This window comes from Bacillus sp. URHA0034 (genome assembly GCF_056280405.1).
The window spans coordinates 3514440-3533522 of record NZ_JBWCDK010000002.1 but is presented as its reverse complement, the minus strand read 5'-3'; the positions used below and the strand labels follow the sequence as shown (position 1 = coordinate 3533522).

The window sequence follows — 19083 nt, the reverse complement described above, 5'->3', positions numbered from 1 at the left end:
GGCAGTACAGCATGTCACTAGTATGGGTCGGAGTTGCAATAGCATTAATGCTGCTCTTAAATATTAAGTTTAAGATTAATAGTATGTTAGCATTGCTTATTGCGGCACTAGTTCTCGGTATATTAGAAAGAGAACCTTTAGACAAATTAGTTACATCCATCCAAACTGGGTTTGGGGGTACGCTCGGCAGTTTGGCACTAATTGTCGGATTCGGGGTCGTGCTTGGAAAGCTCATGGAAGATTCAGGAGCTGCTCAACGAGTTGCTCAAACACTTATCAAAAAGTTTGGTAAGAAAAACATCCAGTGGGCAATCATGGTTGCAGGAGTTATTTTTGGTATTTCCATGTTTTACGAAGTCGCCTTCATCATTCTAGCTCCATTAATCATTAGTATTGCAAAAGAAGCAGAAATTCCGTTTCTGCCATTAGCAATGTCGATGATTGCTGCCACAACCACGGCACATAGTCTATTTGTTCCGCAACCTGGACCTACAGCATTAGTACAAGCCTATAATGCAGATGTAGGTTTGACCTATATCTATGGATTTATTGTAGCTATTCCAACGATTATTTGTTCCGGTGTTATTTTGCCTAAGCTCCTTAAAGGAATAAAAAATGCGCCTATCCCAACTTTACTAGGAAAATCAAAGGTGTTTACTGAAGAAGAAATGCCTAGCTTTGGAATTAGTATTTTTGTTCCTTTGATTCCAGCATTCATTATGATTATTGCAACAATCTTGAAAATTTGGGTGAAACCGGATACTTTTGCTTTCAGCCTTATTAGTTTCTTTGGCAGTGCCATTATTAGTATGTTGATTGCTGTATTTGTAGGAGTCTACGTTTTTGGTATTAAGCGTAAACGCACCATGAATGAAATAATGGGTTCCTTCTCATCTGCTATTTCGTCGGTTGCAATGATTGTCTTTATCATCGGCGCAGGTGGTGCTTTTAAACAAGTTATTGCAGATACAGGAATCGGTGCTTATATTGCAGATTTGATGAGTCATTCATCACTTTCTCCGTTTATCCTTGCATGGATTATTACCGTTATTTTACGGCTAGCTACCGGAGCAGGAACAGTGTCCGCCATTACAGCGGCAGGTATCGTTGGGCCCCTTATCCCAACCTTCCATGTAAGTCCTGAATTAATGGTACTGGCAACGGCATCTGCAAGTAATACGATTACACATGTTAACGATGCAGCTTTCTGGCTGTTCAAGGAAACATTTAATCTATCAATTAAGGATACATTTAAAACATGGGGATTATCTGAATTAACCAACTCTGTTGTCGGATTAATCATTGTGTTAATCTTAAGTATCTTTATCCACTAAAAAAACCAAAAAAAGACAAGAGACGTTCTCTTGCCAGGCTGTCGAAAAACCTTCGACAGTCTTTTATTTTATTCATTTACTTGCTCTAAGAAACTGCTGTTCAATCATGCTAGTTGGGAACCAGCTTAGCTCCCAAAAACCTCATTCTCTTGTGGTAAGGTTCACCGCACCTATTTAACCGGCAGTTTTTCATAAAAAATACGGGGCAACTTTTAACGGAGTATTTGCTTATTTGGTATTTTTTCGGACAACATCGCACTTTTTTGGTTTGCCCTTGTCCGATGCTGGTTCGACTTCGGACACCCCTCGCTCTTTTGGCTTTGCCTTGTCCGATGTTGGCTCAACTTCGGACAACACTTCGCTTTTTTGGCTTCCTTGTCCGATGTTGGCTCGACTTCGGACACCACCTTGCTTTTTTAGCGCTTCCCTGTCTGAAGTTGGCTCAACTTCGGACACCACCTTGCTCTTTTGGCTCTTTCCTTGTCTGAAGTTGGCTCGACTTCGGACACTACCTTGCCCTTTTGGCTCTTCCCTGTCTGAAGTTGGCTCGACTTCGGACAACGCCTCGCTCTTTTGGCTCTTCCCTGTCTGAAGTTGGTTCGACTTCGGACACCACCTTGCCCTTTTGGCTCTTCCCTGTCTGAAGTTGGCTCGACTTCGGACAACGCCTCTCTCTTTTGGCTCTTCCCTGTCTGAAGTTGGCTCCACTTTGGACACTACCTTGCTCTTTTGGCTCTTCCCTGTCTGAAGTTGGCTCCACTTCGGACAACACCTCGCTCTTTTGGCTCTTCCCTGTCTGAAGTTGGCTCAACTTTTGACACCACCTCGCTCTTTTGGCTCTTTCCTTGTCTGAAGTTGGCTCGACTTCGGACACCACCTCGCTCTTTTGGCTCTTCCCTGCCTGAAGTTGGCTCGACTTCGGACAACGCCTCGCTCTTTTCGCTCTTCCCTGTCAGAAGTTGGCTCGACTTCGGACACCACCTCGCTCTTTTGGCTCTTCCCTGTCAGAAGTTGGCTCCACTTCGGACACCACCTCGCTCTTTTGGCTCTTCCCTGTCTGAAGTTGGCTCCACTTCGGACAATACCTCGCTCTTTTGGCTTTGCCTTGTCCGATGTTGAACTGATATTTTAAGCTGCCGTTATTTATGCGACGGTTCACCGTATCTTAAAGTAAATGAGAATGAATCTATTCCATTGAAAAAAGCTCGTAGAAGCACCGCTCTACAAGCTTTTCTCCTCCACTGACTTGGAGTAATGAATACTACGAAAAAACAAATGATATATCATGCCCAAAAACACGAATACCCAGGCAGCCAGTGCAATATAAACCATAAACCGAGGAATCACCGTTAAAAATGGAACCCCCAGTGCCTTAGACAACTGATAGGTACTCGTCGTATACATCGCCAGCGGAAACGCCATTCCCCAAAACTGTGGATCATACGATAAAGGATAACGATGATAAAGATGACGCCAGATCATCAAAATAAACATCAACGGAATCCACCAGGTACCCATAATCCAGAAAAACAACGTGAACCCTTTTAAAAAAGGAGTAATTTCAACTAGCAATGGCCAATACTTGGCATTCAAAATGAGCGAAGAACCTGCTAACGTAGTAATCGCAACCGCCCCCATATTAATCCAATAGGGAGGTGTCAGGGCTGAATGATCAAGCTTTAAAAAGGTAAAGCGGTAAAAAATCAACGTAATAATATTTAGATACAACATACAACCAAGAAAATACATACATAACGTAAAAAACAAGACAACATCATGGCCACGCTCCAAATGGGGTACCAGCAGCGTACCCAGAATGGAAATTGAGTGAGTTGCAACTGCAACAATCAACCAAGCCCCATTAATTCCTTCAGCTAACGCTGGTTTATCCTTGCGAATCGTAACCGCTGAGAAAAAAGTATACATAATCACGACCCATAAAAGAATCGCGAGCCCCCATAAATACATGGCAACCGTATAAAGATTCGTCATCATAATAAGCTGGCAGCCAAACATACTGGTTCCTGCGACTAACGTAAAAAAGCCAGGGCCAACCGAATGGCTCATCAAATCGGCAGCCATCCTAGGAAAATAGCAAACTAGCCGAGTAAGCGTTAGGACCCATAAACTAATATAAGCGGCCACATTAAAATAAAGTAAAATCTTCGCAATCAAATCCATACCAAGCAGATAGGTTCCGATAGAGAGTGCCCCCGTAGCCATAACCAGTGCAAAATAACCCGGAAAAAGATGAACTGCTTTTTGTTTTAAAAACGAAAACACTTCCCCACCCCCATTTCGTATTTCTTCTATCATTTTATCATAAAAATGAAAAAACAAAGGGACGGTTCTTCTGCTTCCGAAGCAGAAGAACCGTCCCCATGCGTCCCCATGCATCACACTGCACTTTGAGGCTGACGTTTGAATTTCACGATAAAGAATGTCAATGTAGCTGCTAGGAATAAAACAAAGAATACGGCAAGATGCCCGATATTAGTCCACATAAATCCATAGTCGCCGGTTGAAATGACCGCCCTAAAACCAGAAATGGAGTAGGTCATTGGCAAGTAATGATTGATATGTTGTAAGAAATTCGGACTAAGTTCGATTGGATACGTTCCCGCACTGCCTGTTAACTGCAGGATCAAGAAAATAACCGCTAAGAAACGTCCAGGATTATCAAGTGCTGTAACAAGGAACTGGATAATTGCCATAAAGGTCCAGCTTGTAATGATACTTAACATAATAAAGTAGGGAACACTCTTAACTTCGAGCCCTAGACCCATCAATAACACGGCATCCGCTAACAGCGCCTGGCCAATCCCCACAGCTAAAATAACCCCTGCTTTTCCGATGAACCAGCCAAATCCACTCTTCGGTTCGGTAGCCGGATCAAACATTGGGAAAATAACCGACAACATTAGCGCACCGACAAACAAGCTTAGTGACAAGAAATATGGTGCCAAGCCGCTGCCGTAGTTTGGAACGTGATTCATCTTCGTATCCTTCAGACTAACGGGTTTAGCAAACATATCATACACACGGTTATTCGCTTTAACATCACTGGCATCCTTTGCCCCGTTATCCAATTGATTGCTCAATTCTTTTGAGCCATCCGCCAGTTTAGCCATACCGCTCGTTAAATCTGATGAACCATCCGCAAGCTTGGTCATTCCGGTATTTAAGTCTTTTTGACCGGTATAAAGCGATGTGGTACCGGCAGCTAATTGATTCGCCCCTTGGGCCAGCTGACTTGTTCCATTTTTCAAAAGTGTAGAGCCTGATGCTAATTGTCCTAAACCAGATGTCAGGCTGCTTGAGCCATTCACAATTTGGCCGAAGCCTGTTTGCGCTTCATCAAGCTTAGAGCCAAACTGAGCCAAACCTTGCTTTAACTGTCCTTGGCCGTCTAGTACCTGTTTGGCTCCAACGGACAATTGGTTAATCCCATCAGCTAATTGGCCCTGTCCTTGATTCAACTGGGTTGCACCGGCTGCTAAGGAACCTGCGCCTTGCTTAATTTGCTCAGCACTGCTAGACAAACCGCCTACACCCGCAGCCACCTGCTGGCTGCCTTGTGACAGTTGTGTCAAGCTGTCCTTTAAAGCAGTCAATTGTGCCTTTTCAGTTGGGTCAGTCGTACTAGCTTCCATGCTGCTTACTTGACCGAGCAGCTGCTCCAGTCCTTGGCTTACAGTATCTGCGCCAGCCTTTGTTTGGTCTGCCCCGGTCTTCCATTTATCGATGGATGCAGCGAGTTGCGAAGAACCATCTTGCAGCTGCTTTGAACCAGTTTGCAGACTAGGCAGATTGGCAGCGGCTGACGCTAACCCATCCGATAATTGCTTCGTGCCCGCTTCTGCTTGAGTCGCACCTGTCAATAACTTGGTGTTGGCATCCTTCATTTGTGTGAGACCAGTACTAAATTGCTCTAATCCGGTTTGAACCTGTTTAGAGCCAGCCGAAGCTGAAGCCACTCCATTTGAAAAAGCAACCGACTTCTCTGCTAAAACTTCAAGGTTTCCCTTAATGGTTTTGGCCCCATCATCGACGGATTTTGCTCCATCCGTTAATTTTGCAGTACCGCTGCCGGCAGTGGTAATTCCATCCCTTAAAGTTCCGGCACCATCTTTAGCATCGGAAATACCATTATAAAGCTTTCCAGCACCATCACTCGCCTTGTTCAACCCATTAGCGACATCTTTTAAACTGTCAAAAACGGACTCGGCATAGGTTTTCGTGACAGAGCTCGACACTTCCTCTTTTATTTTTTCAATCGCGGAATCACCAATTTTCGATGATAAATAGTTATTCCCTTCATTAACCGTATAAATCAGATTTAATTTTTCAGGATGATCACTTTGCAGGGTGGTCGCATTTTTTGAAAAATCTTTAGGAATTTCGATTTCTAAATAATAATCTTGCTTTTCCAGGCCTTGTTTTGCCTTGCTTGCACTGACAAACTCCCAATTAAAGCTTTTTTTCTCCTTTAAATTTTGAACTAAATCCTTACCAATCGTTAACTTCTCCCCATTATAGTCCGCACCTTGGTCGTTATTGACAATCGCCACAGGCATTCGGTCTAAATGAGCGTATGGATCCCAAAAGGCCCATAAATAGGTTCCGCTGTAAAGCACCGGAATCGTCATCACACCGATAATAGCGATTAGCAATTTGCGCGTGCGAAGGATCCTCATAAATTCACTTTTCACCGATGTGAAAGATTTCATCGTATTCACCTCATTGATAGTATTTTTTTAAATCATTCTGACCAAAATCACCATTCGGTCAATTTGGAATAAAAAAAGAAAACATCTTCTGATAGACCGATAGAAACATTGTAAAAGACGGTCGTTGCTATAAACATTACATCTGACTGACTGTTTTAGTATTATGGTCATTTATTTGACTGTATTACTATACCACGGCTTATGGTCAGATTCAACTATAATCTCCTATGTCACAAATATGGTAAGTCGGACTATTTTTTAGTCATAAAACAAGGAGTTACTGCATATTTATAGGTGTTTTTATAAAAAAACAGAAAAATTTGACGAAATTTACAAATTACGACAATTTTACACAAAAAAATTTTGTAGAATGTTAGTAATAAATATTTAAGGTTATTTTAAGAAAGTTGTAATATAATTGTAATGTTTGATTTAATGCGAAAAGTAAAGTCGGTTGACGTTGATTGCTGGGTCACCGGTTGAGGGGGAATCTTTATGGAAAGTTCAGTAAGCGAAACAGTGGAAATTGATAGGCAACGGTTAAAACCAGTTAAATGGTATAAAAACTGGAAGTTTATCACACCAGGTGTCATCGTAATCATGGCGATTATTTTGGGCGGAATCAGCTATTATCAGGCAAACCACTTTAATGCAAATATAAAGATTAATGACATAAAAGTCAGTGGACTAACGGCAGACGAAGCATTAAAAACATTAAAAACTTCTGTATTAACCAATGAAGTATACGTTGGACAGCAGCAAATTTTAGATGGACAAGATACGAAAATGGAATTTACAGAAAAAGATTTGCCAGCTGTCAAAAAAATATTAGCAAACCAGAAGACGCTATTTCCTTCTTCAAAGGCCAAAAATTATTCATTAATGCCCAGCAAAATGGATCAGTATCGCAGCCAGACAATGAAGAAACAAGTCGAAGAAAAGCTTATATCCATGAACAAAAGTTTAAAAGCACCACAAGATGCCGAAGTTCATTTACAGCAAGGTAAAATTGTCGTCTCTAAAAGCATGAGTGGAGAGCAATATGAGATTGCTAGTCTATTAAAGGACTATGAAAAACAGGAATATAAGCGTGATATCCATTTGAATCCTGTCTTTAAGGAGCCAATCAAAGAAGACAGTCAAGTTATAAAAAATGAAGAGAACAAGCTCAAGGAACTTCTGCAGCGAAACGTGGATTATAAGGTACAAGGCCAGGTTTATTCCTTAAAAGCGAGCGATTTAATTAAAACCGCTGCGGTGACAAAAGATTTGCAGGTTTCCATTGATGCATCTGATATCAAAAACAAGATTTCCGACATTAATAATACTCAATCGACATTAGATAAAAATTTCCAATTCAAGACCCATTCAGGTTCAGTCATTTCGGTTAAAGGAGAAGGCTATGGCTGGGCATTAGATGAGGACAAGGAAGCGGCCCGGCTTAAGGATGCTTTCGAAAAGGGAGAGAAATCCATTTCTGCTTCTAATATTATTGGGCATGGCTGGAGTGGTGAAGGCTATGGTTATAATACGACCTCAAACAATGGCATTGGCGATACCTACGCTGAAGTATCGATTGCCGAACAGAAGATTTGGATTTACAAAAATGGAAAATTAGTCGTTACAACCAATGTCGTGACCGGCAAACACAGCACGGGTGAAGATACATCAAAAGGAGTATGGTACATTCTTTACAAACGAACACCATCTACACTCAGGGGCTCCCACGTAGGCAGTGGCTCATATGAAGTGGAAGTCCAATATTGGGCGCCTTTCACCAACAGCGGACAAGGGTTCCACGATGCCAGCTGGCGGACAAACTGGTCAAGCAAAGCCTACCTAAATGCAGGTTCAGGCGGCTGCGTCAATACACCATCTAGTATCATGAAAACCGTCTATAACAATCTCAGCACACATGAGCCGGTTGTCATTTATTAACGAATAACGGAATCACGGGGACGGTTCTTTTGCTTCTTAGAAGCAGAAGAACCGTCCCTTTGCATCTATTCCTTCCAAAAAAGGATTATCCCGATCAGGCTCGGGATAATCATTAGCAATCCTACTGTTAAAGCAGGATATGCCAGTTTAGAAGCAAATAGAGCACCGAATTCTCCTAAAAACCCGCCAATAATAAAGGGAATCGAGGTTTTGGTTTTATCGGCACCATTTTTTGCATAATACCAAGCATCCCATATGGCATATACATAAAAGCCTGGATAAAATAACATACCATCATATATAACCGTCTCTAGTGCTTGATGGTGAAAGCCATTTAAATCAAGCTGAATGGCTTTGTTTATTTTCCCGGTCATATTATCAAAATGTTCAATGATAACAAAAATAACTCCCTTTATAAATTGCCGATTATAGATTTGACCAAACCCTGGCATAAGTAATGAAAATAAAGCTGCGATAGTCCTCATCCAATTTTCCTTTTCTTTTTTTCTCAGATAGCTACGCCACACCTTAGGCAAATATGCTCATTGGATTTGTTATTATTTGTAAAACAACACTACTTATTCTACTAACCTTTATTTCCTTGCATAAAAATACGATGCAACCGAACCACATCCATCGATTTTTTCGTTTAATTAGTTTTGAATAAATAATCAAATCCTACACATCCTATTTCTGTTTAGGGGGTGAAGAATCATGACGAATCAAAATAATAAAGAAAATCAACAAAACAACAATAGTATTGCGGACAGCCTAAAGAATACCGCCGGTTCTGCATTTGAAACGGTTCATAATGCCTTAGAAACAACTGAGAATGTTGCCATGAAAGCAGTCGATGCTACGAGCAACGCGGTCAACAGTGTAACTGGGAACAACAACGACCGGGACAATCAAAAATAACAAAAGGTGTCCCTAAAGTATCAACTTTATGGGGCACCTCTCTATTACTGTCTCAAACCTGGTCTAACCTCTCAAGAATTCTTCTTTTCCCATACAGCATCATCCCTGTTTCCCCTAAATCATGAATCATCGATCTGTTTGTAAACGCTCCGAAAATGATCCCTGCAATCGGGACCATTTGAAACAGCTTCTTCCAGCCAAACTGATCTCTGTACGTATAGACAACCTCCCGCCAGCCTTGGAGCTGAGAAATCGTTTCATCCGATCTGCTTCCTTGCCCAGAATAGCTGGAGAGCTCATTCAGGATGGCGCGTTTTCCAACAATATCAGCTGAAGAAAACTGCAGGCATTTCACCATAAACACCCGCTCACTTTGATCGTTTGGGTCATAACCATGAATAATGGCAATTTCCTGCAGTGTTTTTAAGGAAATAGCGATTAAAGCCGGGATATCAATAGCAAGTGTAAAAATCCCTCCGATACCTGTGCTCGCTCCTTGAATGGCAGCAAACTTCTTCCTCTGCTTTGTAAGCTCTTGGCTCAACTTAGACATAGTCGTTATAGGGATATCTTTGATATCTGCTACATCGTTGATCGGCTTCCCTATTTCTTCTTCTACTTTTTTGAAAATCGTCTCTTTTTTAATTAGGTAGCTGCCGCCCGTTTGGATATAGGAACCGATTTCTTCAAGCAAGCTCCCCACTTTATTGTGAATGAATGTCGGAGTGATTTTATCCAGCAGCTTAAACGGAAGCCGTCCCAGCCGCTCCCAAATCCACAAACCACTTTGGTCTTTTTCCCATTTTTCTATGACGGATAGTTGATTCAATAATTCATCTCTTGTTTCCATTACTACTACATCACCTTTATTTCTTATCGATAGTTGATTTATATACGAACTCGAACATGTTTGGTTTCAAAATGGAAAAATGGGCGGGCAGCGGGAACAGATTCTCGCATCTATTTTGTTTATTGTTTACTATAACTAACTTTTTATTTAGTTAGCTGTATACCACTTTTATGAAAACGTAAAACTAAATCGTACTTTTTATAATTGTTAGATTCCTATTTAGGTATGCCCAATTCTGAGGTGCCGGCAAACTGATTTGCCAGAAAGTTGTTCCAGATAAGCCGTATATATCGAGCAGCTTATACTTTTCCAAATAACTGCGGATGTCCTCAAACCAAACAACGTGCTCCTCGTTGCCGGACCAATAACGAAACCATGGTGATTTCGCTTTTTCGTCAAACTGAATTGATTCTCCGACTGAAATGGCTTTATTTTGCGCACTAAGTACAGACAATCCTTGCGTGGCATGGGTAGTAACCACTTTGTCATAGGCATACAACGGAAGAGCCATTAACAATTTTTTCGGGCTAACTTGCGTAAGGGCATACTTAATCACTTGTTCTACCCATCCGTAGGGTGAGATTGGATCAGGCGGGCCTCCAGGGTAGCCATAATCGATTGTCATGACCGACATAAGATCTGTCACAGTTCCAATTGCCCCGTAATCATAAGCCCCCACAATCCGATTGGTCGGTAAATCGGCTGCTTTGGCGTGGACGTTAACATTTAATAGTAAATCTCCTAATTGTTTCTTTAATTCTTGTAAAAACATAGTAAAATCATCTCGTCTTGCCGGAGGAATAAATTCAAGGTCAAGGCTTACCCCTCCAAACCCTCTACTAATTGTAAGATTGACGATGCTAGCAACTAAATTCTGTCGATAGGCTGGATTTCCAAGAACCCCTCCTGCCAACTCAGCACTAAAGCCACTGGCAATATAGTTCCGGATCATTAATAATGGGGTCATATTTAATTGCCTGCACTTTGTTACAATGGCAGTATCATCTATTTGAGAAAAAGCGTATCCCTCATTGGTAAACGCATAGTTCACGACCGCGACGTAAGAGAGTTGATTGGATAATGAATCCAATAGGGAAAGGTTAGGCCCCGAAGGAACAAAAAAACCAATCGTCCGGACGGCTAATTTGACCGGGGAAGGAATGTTAATAATCTGGCCGATGTGAAGTTGATTTAGATTCATACCCGGATTAGCTGTACCAATCAAGGAAAGATTCGAATTAAATCGCTGGGCTATTTCCCACAGGGAATCACCAGCTTTTATTTGATAAGCTCTGGTTGGCAGAGAATTATCCGGAAGATAAAGAGCCAGACCGGGAACAAGGGCTGTGGGAGATGGTAACCCGTTTACACTTAGGATGGTATGAAGTGACACATTATATCTTTGGGAAATAGACCATAGATTTTCACCAGTACCAACGACATGTACCGTCATTCAATCACCTCTTCCCTAACATCATATTAGCGAGTGCAATTATTATACTGGTGGATGTAAAAGAAAAACGGACTTTTGTCACAAGTCCGTTTTTCTTGCCAATCAAAATCTTTCAAGCAGTTCAATAATTACTTTATATGTAGAGGTGGTATCCATATAAGCGTACCTTCCTTTGCCATTCCAGAAATTTCCCCTTTGAATAATTGGATAGCCCATATCTTCCATTAACTTCACTTTTTCATCCAGATCATTTACCAAAAATGAAATATGGTGGAACCCCTTCTCCTTGTGTTTCCAGGTGCTTCTTCCACGTACTTGGTGAATCCCCTGGCTCGATTAATTCAAGTTGAAGTAAAGGGGTATGAATAAACATATATTTGGACTTACCCTCAGTTGGTTTTCCTTCAAAAACAACTTGAGTAAGCTCACTTGGACCCGACTTAATAACAGGAGGTTTTTTTACACCTAATAACTTACAGTACTCTTCTGCAGCAGCATCAAGATCCTTTACGACAATAGCAAGCTGCTCTATTTTATTCGTTCCTAATAACGGGGAGAAGACACCAGTTTTAGGAGCCGTGTCTCTCGGCTCAGCACTTTCTAAGAGCTCCATTAGTGTCTTATGACTCTTTAAGGTATCGACATATACATATCTTCCATCACTGGAAGTAAATTCTGCGCTTTGGAGCAATGGATAACCATTTTCCTCAAAAACAGGAAGTTTATCTTTAATGGAATCCACGTCAAAGGCGAAATGATGAATTCCTTCACCTACCGTATCCAAAAATTCACGCATGACCCCAGGTTCTTGATCTGGTTCAATCAATTCAATTTGCACTGTGGGTGTATTCATGAATACGAGCTTACTGCGGGAATCACTTGGCTGACCGCGAAAAGTGACTTTTGAAATTTCACGATTACCCGTTAAGAACCAGTTTGGTTTCGGTATACCCAGAAGGTGAGCAAATGCTTCTGATGCCAGCTCAATATCCCGAACAACAAATGCAATTTGATTAATGACGTTATTTCCAGCTAACGGTTTTTTTTCGGTCAATGATTCAGTCATTTAACCATCCCCTCAGTTAGTTATTTCACTAATTAACCAAGCCCGCGAACAGCCAATCCTCCGTCGCTAGAAATCACTTCACCCGTGATAGCACGCGCCTGTTCTGAAGCAAGCAGGATATAGGCTCCCACATGATCTTCAGATTTCATCGCAATTTGCAGTGGATTCCGTTTTTTAATGCTCTTCTCTTTCGTTTCATTATCAACGATCTTTACGAATGGCTGCAGTGGTGGAATAACATGTAATGCCGTTAATGTACCACCTGGGGCCACCGCATTTACTCGAACTTCAGGAGCTAATTCAAACGCAAGCTGACGCATTAAACCAATTTGAGCATGTTTGCTCGCGGTGTACCAGACTCCGCCTCCATCTGGATAGAATCCTGCCCCAGAAACAGTAAAAATCATATTCCCGGATGTTTTCTTAAGCTCCGCAACCGAAGCTTTTGCCCCATTAAAATAACCCTTCACATTGATATCCATCAGCAGGTCATATGCGGCTGACATCGCTTCCGCGGTAACATGTTCAAACTTGGCAAATCCATCAAAAACACCTGCATTGGCAACAAAAACATCTAACTTCCCAAAGGATTCTACTGCAGTTTCAACTGCACGAACATGGTCTTCATATACCGTTACGTCCCCTTCGATACATTGAACCTTTTCACCAAATTGCTGTTTCAATTCATGTAATCCTTCTGCCGACTTATCAAGGATCGTAACAGCTGCACCTTCTTTGATAAATGCTTCGGTGACAGCCCTTCCAATACCGGAGGCACCTCCGGTCAAATAAATAGATTTGCCGCTAAGCTGAGCCATCAAGTCTGCCCCTTTCTCTTTAACCATTAAACAAAAATAGCGAGATTTCTTGTATTTAATGTGGTTTGGTCTACAATGAATACGCGCTTCGACAGCTTCCATTCCCCATCCACATACGTGAATTCATCCTGACGTTCCCCAGAAATTAAATCGTGATGGATATCTGTACTTCGGCTTCGATAAATCGTCAAATAACTATTTACAACGGCTTTTTCATTTGGAATGTAGTCAATTAGCCGGACATTATTGACGGATCTACGTGTCCGTGAAGGTGGAATTTCCGCCCAGGCGTAATCTGTTTTCAAACGGTCTACGCGGATCTTCAACAATTCAATATCATCATGAAACGCAAACATATCTAAGGAATAATCCGGACGTTCAACCCCTTCCTTATTGACTCGAACCGGCATTTGATAGGTAATGTCAGGATGAAGCAAGCTAAACCATCCATCAAAATCAATATCATCGAGCAACTTAGCTTCTACATACAACCATTGTTCAAATTCATAGGTTGCTAGCATCTTCTCTAAACTCATCATGACTCCTCCAATCGTTTTAATAGAATCTCTCCAGCTTCACAAAAAATCAAGAAGTCATGAGATCGAGCCAGTATCGATAAAAGTTCCGTTGATTGGCCTCTGTGAATTTATCATCAAAAACGACTCCTGGTCCAATAAAATCCGCTACAGGTTTCCGGTGTAAGCCCATCGTATAATTATAGGTAAGCCCTTTCACGAATGGCATCCGACCAGCGGCTGCAGCGGTAATATCCGTAAATACCTCTGTGTCATCCTGTTCAAAGATTCCTGAAGGACTGAACGTTAAAATAAACGACTCTCGAGAACGTCTTTTCCAATCATCTGAAGCGTTTTTCTCTACTAAAAACCAAGTAATGACCTCCATCTTATCCACATCAACCGGTCTCCAAAGGCGGACTGAGGTATTTGAGATCAACTGACCTTTTACTTTCGTATGAGAAATTAAGAATGATAGATTAGGAAAGATATTGCCAATCATATTTTTTAGATTAGCTAATACGTCATACTGTTCTTCTGTTAAATTAGACTTGTACTCGTCTTTAAGTTCTTCCGGAAAAGCAAAATCAGGATTCGGTGTGCCAAGATTTAGCCCATGCCCGTTTTTTGTATAGATTTGATAGCCTTTTTTCGAATAAGTCGAACTTGGGACCATTCCCAATTTAACAATGGAACCATGAGTAACCATGGTATGATAGGAGTCACCTACAAAATTATCGGCACCAATTTTCCAGTTTGATTGGATGATAAATCTTTGCGGCGGCCCGATGACTTCCATTTCCGCCCGGCCTGCTAAAATATCAAGATACCATTTAAAGTCACCTAAAAAATCTACTAAAGGCTCGGCTTCGTCATTCCACGTGCCAAACATAAGACCTTTGTAAGATTCGATTCTGATTTTATGGAGCCCTAACCCAGATTTATCGAACCCCTCCCCATAAAGATCCTTTTGAAGCGGTACTCCAATACAATCTCCGGTATTTTTAAAATTAAAGCCATGATACGGACATGTAAATGATGATTTATTTCCTGCGTCTGCCCGGCACAATTTCATGCCACGATGGGTACACATGTTATAAAAACCGCGGATTTCACCATCTGTACCTCTGGAAATAATGACGGAATAGCCTGCTAGGTCTCTTGTAATAAAGTCATTTTTGTTGGGGATTTCTGATTCGTGGCCAATGAACAGCCAGGTTTTTAAAAATACTTTTTTGTGTTCGATGTCATAGACCTTTGGATCACCTAAAAGAAAAGCAGGAATTGCGCCACTTTCAGGCTGCACGGATTCTTTTAAATAGTCAATCATGTCTGTCTGCGACATTTCTTCAAGCTTGATGTTCGTTTTCATCATATGCCTATTCCCCCTTACTATTAAATGGTGTTTCCTATTTACAGGAGAATATTGTCTAAAAAGATTGGGGTTTCCCCTGTTTTCTTCACTAGAATACTAGAATGTCTATCCCTATCTTCATTCTACCATCTAACCCACCTTAACGACTGCATCTTTATTTTTCAATACAGACAATACACTTAAGGCTGCCAAGTAGCTTGTTTTAGGATTATTGGGCATCGGATCATTTTCTACTTGAAGTGATAACGCTCCGAAAGACCCTGTTGCCTCTATCAAGTGACTATTTTTTATCACGGCAGGATCAGAAATTATTTTCACACCTGTTTTATCCGGTCCCAGCCCTGCCAAGGACAAAATAATCGATACATTTATATTTTTAGGGAATAATTCAATCGCTTCCTTTGCAGTTCCTTCGAACATTACTTGTTCTCGATCGGAAGGAGCGCCGGGCAAAGCCCGCGGAGGTTTCCTTGTAATAAGGGAAACAGACTCAAGTTCGCCAATCGATTTTGCTGCTTTCAATATATCCAGTCCACCAATGGCCCCTGCCGGTAAATAAATTTTCGAGCGGGCTTCTTGGCATATTCTTTCTAGCTGCTGATAAAAATGGCCATCAGCTAGAGCACCCACACTGCTTACGACTAAATCTTTTCCACTTTTTAAAATAGTAGCTGCGTAGTCTTTTACTACTTGAATATTCGCCGCTTCTATGACTAAATCAATCGCAGCAGATTCTAGTAGTGATTGAATATCTAAATAGTTTTCTGTATCAAATTCCCTGGCAAGCTGTTCGGCACTTTGCTGGTTGCGGGTATAAAGGCCAACAATTTTTCCATCTGGAAGAAGACCATCCAAATTGATGCTTTGAAGAAGGAACTTTCCAATATTTCCTCCGCCAATCAACCCTATTCTCATCAGGCAACCCCCTTTTTAGTTGGCCAGACCATATGAATCTGCGAAATACTCAAGCCCGCAATGTCTCGTTTCACGGGACAGGCCGCTTTCTTTTAATCCAGGGAAATCAAGGTGAAGGTCCTGGAAAACCGTATGGTTATTATGAAATACGGCCCCGGCCTCCAAGCGGTCAGCTAATTTCATCGCAAGTGTTTCATCCTCTGTCCAAACAGACGCCCGTAAACCAAATTCACTATCATTTGCAAGCCTTACGACTTCATCCATATCTGAAAACGGCAATACTGGGATAACCGGACCAAATTGTTCTGTACGTACGATTTCACTTGTTTGGTCTACTCCGGTAATGATGGTTGGCATAATAAAATAGCCTTGATCCCACGATTCAGGATCGAGTTGAATTCCTCCAGTCCATACAGTTGCCCCTGATTCTGCTGCCCGTTTGATCAGACCGTTAACATACTCATATTGGGATTTATTATTTAACGGCCCCATTTCAACATCAGGCTGAATCCCATTTCCAACTCGAATTCGACCGAATTCCTTTTTTAATTTTTCAATGACTTCCTCATACTTTGATTCATGAACGTAGATTCTTTTAATCGCTGAGCATACTTGCCCTGCTGCACGAAGGATTCCGAAGCGAAGGCGTTTGATCGCTTCTTCATCCAATTTGGCATCAGCCAGAACAATCGCCGCATCATTTCCGCCCAGTTCCATGTACAGTTTTTTTACGGTACCGGCTGCTCGGCGCATGATTTCTTTACCGGTTTCCGTACTGCCAACGAACGCAATCGTACGAACCCTTGGATCAGAGCAAAGAGCATCACCAATCACACTACCGGAACCTGATACCACATTAATAACTCCATCCGGAAAATAGGACGCTACCACCTTTAAGAACGTCATAATCGTTAATGGACAGCTGGTTGCTGGCTTTACGACTACTGTGTTTCCAGCCAATACTGCTGGTATAACCCGCTTAAAGGTAAGAATCAGTGGAGAATTCCAAGGAGAAATAATCGCTGCCACACCGCGCGGCCGCTTTCTGATTTGCACTTTTTGACTGCCTGGTAAACTTTCAGGCTGCCACCACTCTAATAATTCTTCCGCCCCTTGTTTCATAATATCTACACACCTGAGCAAATCCTTCTTCGCTTCAACTAGTACCTTACCATTCTCGCGGACTAGTAAAGTGACATTCTCTTCAACGATTGCTTTAATTTCCTCGGCTGCAAGCCTCATCCGGTTTGCCCGGTCACCAATATCACTTTGCGACCAGCCTTCATAAGCCTTAGCAGCAGTGAACACGGCTTGCTCTACATCCTTTTTTGAACATAAAGCCACCTCACCAACAACTTCACTCGTATTAGCCGGGTTGGTTACAGCTGCTGTTTGTTCTGCTTGGATCCACTTTCCGCCGATCAGATATTTGCCTGAAACAAATGGATACGTTGAAATCATATCTTTCCCTCCTTATAATTTTTTCGGTTTAAAGGCATCTGCTGCTCCCGGAGGCCCTCCAAATGGTTTTGCCATTGGGCCGACCGCTTCCATGTCTACAACAATCATCGTTGGTCTTTTGTTATCAACAGCCTTCTCAAGCTCTGTAACAAAGTCTGTTGGAGAACCGATTCGTGAGGCATCGAATCCCATCGACTTTGCTAGCAACACAAAGTCAGGGCTCAATAAATCAACTGCTACCTGACGGCCATATGCGGCACTTTGAATATTTCGGAGTACACCATAACCGGCATCATCAAACAACACAACAATCAAGGGCAGGTTTTCCTGCGCGGCGGTCGCCATTTCACCGACATTGACCATGAACCCTCCATCTCCCGCCATTAGTACGACAGGACGATTTTTATCACTCATTTGCGCACCAATGGCTGTTGGCAGTCCTTGACCAATCCCGCCGCCCGACGCGTGTATCGAGGTTCTTGGTTCATAGATTTCAAACAGGCGGCTGCCCCACACATTTGCTTGAACGGTTACATCACGGACTAAAATAGTGTTTTTTGGAAGCACTTCTCTCATGCCATCAAGAATCTGTTCATAGGGACCAAGTGTCGCTCTTAACTGAGTCCGCAATTCTTCCCGGACTGATTGCACTTCATCAAGATAGGAAGGATCCGGAGTAATGGACTTATGGGATAATTCTTCGTTTAAAGCTTGTAAAATCTGCTTAGCATCTCCTACGAGTCCACAGGTAGCTTCATAGTTACGATTAATCGCCAGCCAGTCGGCATCGATAGCTATATGTTCTTTTGGAACAGGAACTTTCCAATTAGATGTTTCATTCCCTCTGAATCGAACACCGATACTGATCAACAGGTCAGCGTTTTGCAGCAGGTTTTTTGTTAATTCAGATGCGGCAAAGTGCCCGATGCATTGTGGATGATTTTCAGGTATACTTCCTTTTCCAGATTGGCTTGTAATGACAGCAGCCCCAATCATTTCAGCTAATGCCTCAACCTCTTTGGATGCGCCAGAGGAAATCACTCCTCCTCCTGCCCAAATCACCGGCCGGCGGGCATGACAAATTTTAGTTATTGCCTCTTCAGGCAAGGATGGAATAGTTTTATTAGTTGGAGCCGTTGTTATGATTTCTTCAATCGGATGATTAGGGATAATCGCAGATTGGAAATCAATGGGGATTTCAAGTGTTACTGGTCCTGCTGGATAAGCAAACGCGTCTTGTATGGCTTGTCTCACAACTGCGGCAGCTTGTGCCGGTCTTCTTAAGCGGACTGCTTTTTTACATGAACCTTCCATCATGGCGAGCTGGTCTTTGCATTCATGAATATACCCTCTGCCAGTTCCTAAGTATGAAGAAGCTACCTCACCGGTAAGATGAAGAACAGGAACTCCAGCTGCCCATGCCTCAATTAAGGAGCCTGCGGCATTTCCAGCTCCTGTCCCAGTGCTCGTAATGACAACTCCTAATTTACCTGTCGCTCTGGCATATCCATCTGCCATATTGACCGCGCCGCTCTCCCCGCGGGAACAGACTAAATGAATACTTCCTTCACGAAGAATCGCATCATAAATCGGCATATTATGGATACTAACAATTCCAAAGGCTACCTCCACTCCAGCACGAACAAGTTCTTTCACTACTGCATCAGCAGTCGTAAATTGCATTTGATTTTGTTCACTCATCATTCATTC

General features: G+C 42.1%; 17 protein-coding genes. 3 read left to right on the top strand and 14 right to left on the bottom strand.

The window, feature by feature from the left end:
* The first annotated feature begins 11 nt into the window (after nt 1–11).
* Entirely contained in the window at nt 12–1334 is a 1323-nt protein-coding gene (locus ACZ9EE_RS18995) for a gluconate:H+ symporter (RefSeq protein ID WP_476029493.1), read from the top strand.
* Nucleotides 1335–1562: 228 nt separating this feature from the next.
* Here the strand turns inward: ACZ9EE_RS18995 and ACZ9EE_RS18990 are convergent, their stop codons facing one another.
* The 3 genes from ACZ9EE_RS18990 to ACZ9EE_RS18980 all read right to left on the bottom strand — a co-directional run bounded on the left by ACZ9EE_RS18990 (nt 1563) and on the right by ACZ9EE_RS18980 (nt 6064).
* Nucleotides 1563–1895: a hypothetical protein gene (locus ACZ9EE_RS18990; protein ID WP_476029491.1), complete on the bottom strand. Its 333-nt coding sequence runs from the start codon at nt 1893–1895 to the stop codon at nt 1563–1565.
* Nucleotides 1896–2555: 660 nt separating this feature from the next.
* Nucleotides 2556–3617 carry a tellurite resistance/C4-dicarboxylate transporter family protein gene (locus ACZ9EE_RS18985; protein WP_476029489.1) on the bottom strand — a complete coding sequence of 354 codons (1062 nt, stop codon included), beginning with the start codon at nt 3615–3617 and terminating at the stop codon, nt 2556–2558.
* A 113-nt stretch (nt 3618–3730) separates the two neighbouring features.
* Complete coding sequence (locus ACZ9EE_RS18980) at nt 3731–6064, bottom strand: YhgE/Pip family protein (RefSeq protein ID WP_476029487.1); 2334 nt, start codon at nt 6062–6064, stop codon at nt 3731–3733.
* Nucleotides 6065–6559: 495 nt separating this feature from the next.
* On the opposite strand from ACZ9EE_RS18980, the gene ACZ9EE_RS18975 reads away from it, so the two are divergent.
* Nucleotides 6560–8002: a L,D-transpeptidase family protein gene (locus ACZ9EE_RS18975; RefSeq protein ID WP_476029485.1), complete on the top strand. Its 1443-nt coding sequence runs from the start codon at nt 6560–6562 to the stop codon at nt 8000–8002.
* 65 nt (nt 8003–8067) lie between these two features.
* On the opposite strand, the gene ACZ9EE_RS18970 is transcribed toward ACZ9EE_RS18975, so the two are convergent.
* Entirely contained in the window at nt 8068–8487 is a 420-nt protein-coding gene (locus tag ACZ9EE_RS18970) for a hypothetical protein (protein WP_476029483.1), read from the bottom strand.
* 229 nt (nt 8488–8716) lie between these two features.
* Between ACZ9EE_RS18970 and ACZ9EE_RS18965 the strand changes: the two genes are divergently transcribed.
* Nucleotides 8717–8920 carry a hypothetical protein gene (locus ACZ9EE_RS18965; RefSeq protein ID WP_476029481.1) on the top strand — a complete coding sequence of 68 codons (204 nt, stop codon included), beginning with the start codon at nt 8717–8719 and terminating at the stop codon, nt 8918–8920.
* Between the two features lie 52 nt (nt 8921–8972).
* On the opposite strand, the gene ACZ9EE_RS18960 is transcribed toward ACZ9EE_RS18965, so the two are convergent.
* The 10 genes from ACZ9EE_RS18960 to ACZ9EE_RS18915 form a co-directional block, all read right to left on the bottom strand.
* Nucleotides 8973–9770, bottom strand: a complete 798-nt coding sequence (locus tag ACZ9EE_RS18960; protein ID WP_476029480.1) for an EcsC family protein — start codon at nt 9768–9770, stop codon at nt 8973–8975.
* 184 nt (nt 9771–9954) lie between these two features.
* Nucleotides 9955–11223 carry a LysM peptidoglycan-binding domain-containing protein gene (locus ACZ9EE_RS18955; protein WP_476029478.1) on the bottom strand — a complete coding sequence of 423 codons (1269 nt, stop codon included), beginning with the start codon at nt 11221–11223 and terminating at the stop codon, nt 9955–9957.
* Nucleotides 11224–11325: 102 nt separating this feature from the next.
* On the bottom strand, nt 11326–11490 hold the full coding sequence (locus tag ACZ9EE_RS18950) for a VOC family protein (protein ID WP_476033011.1): 165 nt from the start codon (nt 11488–11490) through the stop codon (nt 11326–11328).
* The gene (locus tag ACZ9EE_RS18945; RefSeq protein ID WP_476029476.1) at nt 11471–12289 is read right to left on the bottom strand and encodes a VOC family protein; all 819 of its coding nucleotides are present in this window, start codon (nt 12287–12289) and stop codon (nt 11471–11473) included. The genes ACZ9EE_RS18950 and ACZ9EE_RS18945 overlap by 20 nt, the downstream gene beginning before the upstream one ends.
* 32 nt (nt 12290–12321) lie before the next feature.
* Nucleotides 12322–13134 carry an SDR family NAD(P)-dependent oxidoreductase gene (locus tag ACZ9EE_RS18940; protein WP_476029474.1) on the bottom strand — a complete coding sequence of 271 codons (813 nt, stop codon included), beginning with the start codon at nt 13132–13134 and terminating at the stop codon, nt 12322–12324.
* On the bottom strand, nt 13134–13643 hold the full coding sequence (locus ACZ9EE_RS18935) for an aromatic-ring-hydroxylating dioxygenase subunit beta (protein ID WP_476029472.1): 510 nt from the start codon (nt 13641–13643) through the stop codon (nt 13134–13136). The genes ACZ9EE_RS18940 and ACZ9EE_RS18935 overlap by 1 nt, the downstream gene beginning before the upstream one ends.
* 49 nt (nt 13644–13692) lie before the next feature.
* Entirely contained in the window at nt 13693–14997 is a 1305-nt protein-coding gene (locus ACZ9EE_RS18930; protein WP_476029471.1) for an aromatic ring-hydroxylating oxygenase subunit alpha, read from the bottom strand.
* Nucleotides 14998–15126: 129 nt separating this feature from the next.
* A complete protein-coding gene (gene nadX / locus ACZ9EE_RS18925) occupies nt 15127–15912 on the bottom strand; it encodes an aspartate dehydrogenase (RefSeq protein ID WP_476029469.1) in 786 nt (261 codons plus the stop codon).
* Nucleotides 15913–15927: 15 nt separating this feature from the next.
* Nucleotides 15928–17373, bottom strand: a complete 1446-nt coding sequence (locus tag ACZ9EE_RS18920; RefSeq protein WP_476029467.1) for an aldehyde dehydrogenase family protein — start codon at nt 17371–17373, stop codon at nt 15928–15930.
* 12 nt (nt 17374–17385) lie between these two features.
* Nucleotides 17386–19074: a thiamine pyrophosphate-binding protein gene (locus ACZ9EE_RS18915; RefSeq protein ID WP_476033010.1), complete on the bottom strand. Its 1689-nt coding sequence runs from the start codon at nt 19072–19074 to the stop codon at nt 17386–17388.
* Nucleotides 19075–19083: the final 9 nt, after the last annotated feature.

What these genes read in the sequence shown, in the direction of transcription:
- ACZ9EE_RS18965 (WP_476029481.1), top strand. Translation starts at nt 8,717, where the DNA reads ATGACGAATCAAAATAATAAAGAAAATCAACAAAACAACAATAGTATT.
- ACZ9EE_RS18955 (WP_476029478.1), bottom strand. Translation starts at nt 11,223, where the DNA reads ATGACGGTACATGTCGTTGGTACTGGTGAAAATCTATGGTCTATTTCC.
- ACZ9EE_RS18975 (WP_476029485.1), top strand. Translation starts at nt 6,560, where the DNA reads ATGGAAAGTTCAGTAAGCGAAACAGTGGAAATTGATAGGCAACGGTTA.
- ACZ9EE_RS18940 (WP_476029474.1), bottom strand. Translation starts at nt 13,134, where the DNA reads ATGGTTAAAGAGAAAGGGGCAGACTTGATGGCTCAGCTTAGCGGCAAA.
- ACZ9EE_RS18935 (WP_476029472.1), bottom strand. Translation starts at nt 13,643, where the DNA reads ATGAGTTTAGAGAAGATGCTAGCAACCTATGAATTTGAACAATGGTTG.
- ACZ9EE_RS18945 (WP_476029476.1), bottom strand. Translation starts at nt 12,289, where the DNA reads ATGACTGAATCATTGACCGAAAAAAAACCGTTAGCTGGAAATAACGTC.
- ACZ9EE_RS18995 (WP_476029493.1), top strand. Translation starts at nt 12, where the DNA reads ATGTCACTAGTATGGGTCGGAGTTGCAATAGCATTAATGCTGCTCTTA.
- ACZ9EE_RS18980 (WP_476029487.1), bottom strand. Translation starts at nt 6,064, where the DNA reads ATGAAATCTTTCACATCGGTGAAAAGTGAATTTATGAGGATCCTTCGC.
- nadX (WP_476029469.1), bottom strand. Translation starts at nt 15,912, where the DNA reads ATGAGAATAGGGTTGATTGGCGGAGGAAATATTGGAAAGTTCCTTCTT.
- ACZ9EE_RS18920 (WP_476029467.1), bottom strand. Translation starts at nt 17,373, where the DNA reads ATGATTTCAACGTATCCATTTGTTTCAGGCAAATATCTGATCGGCGGA.
- ACZ9EE_RS18970 (WP_476029483.1), bottom strand. Translation starts at nt 8,487, where the DNA reads ATGAGGACTATCGCAGCTTTATTTTCATTACTTATGCCAGGGTTTGGT.
- ACZ9EE_RS18930 (WP_476029471.1), bottom strand. Translation starts at nt 14,997, where the DNA reads ATGATGAAAACGAACATCAAGCTTGAAGAAATGTCGCAGACAGACATG.
- ACZ9EE_RS18915 (WP_476033010.1), bottom strand. Translation starts at nt 19,074, where the DNA reads ATGAGTGAACAAAATCAAATGCAATTTACGACTGCTGATGCAGTAGTG.
- ACZ9EE_RS18960 (WP_476029480.1), bottom strand. Translation starts at nt 9,770, where the DNA reads ATGGAAACAAGAGATGAATTATTGAATCAACTATCCGTCATAGAAAAA.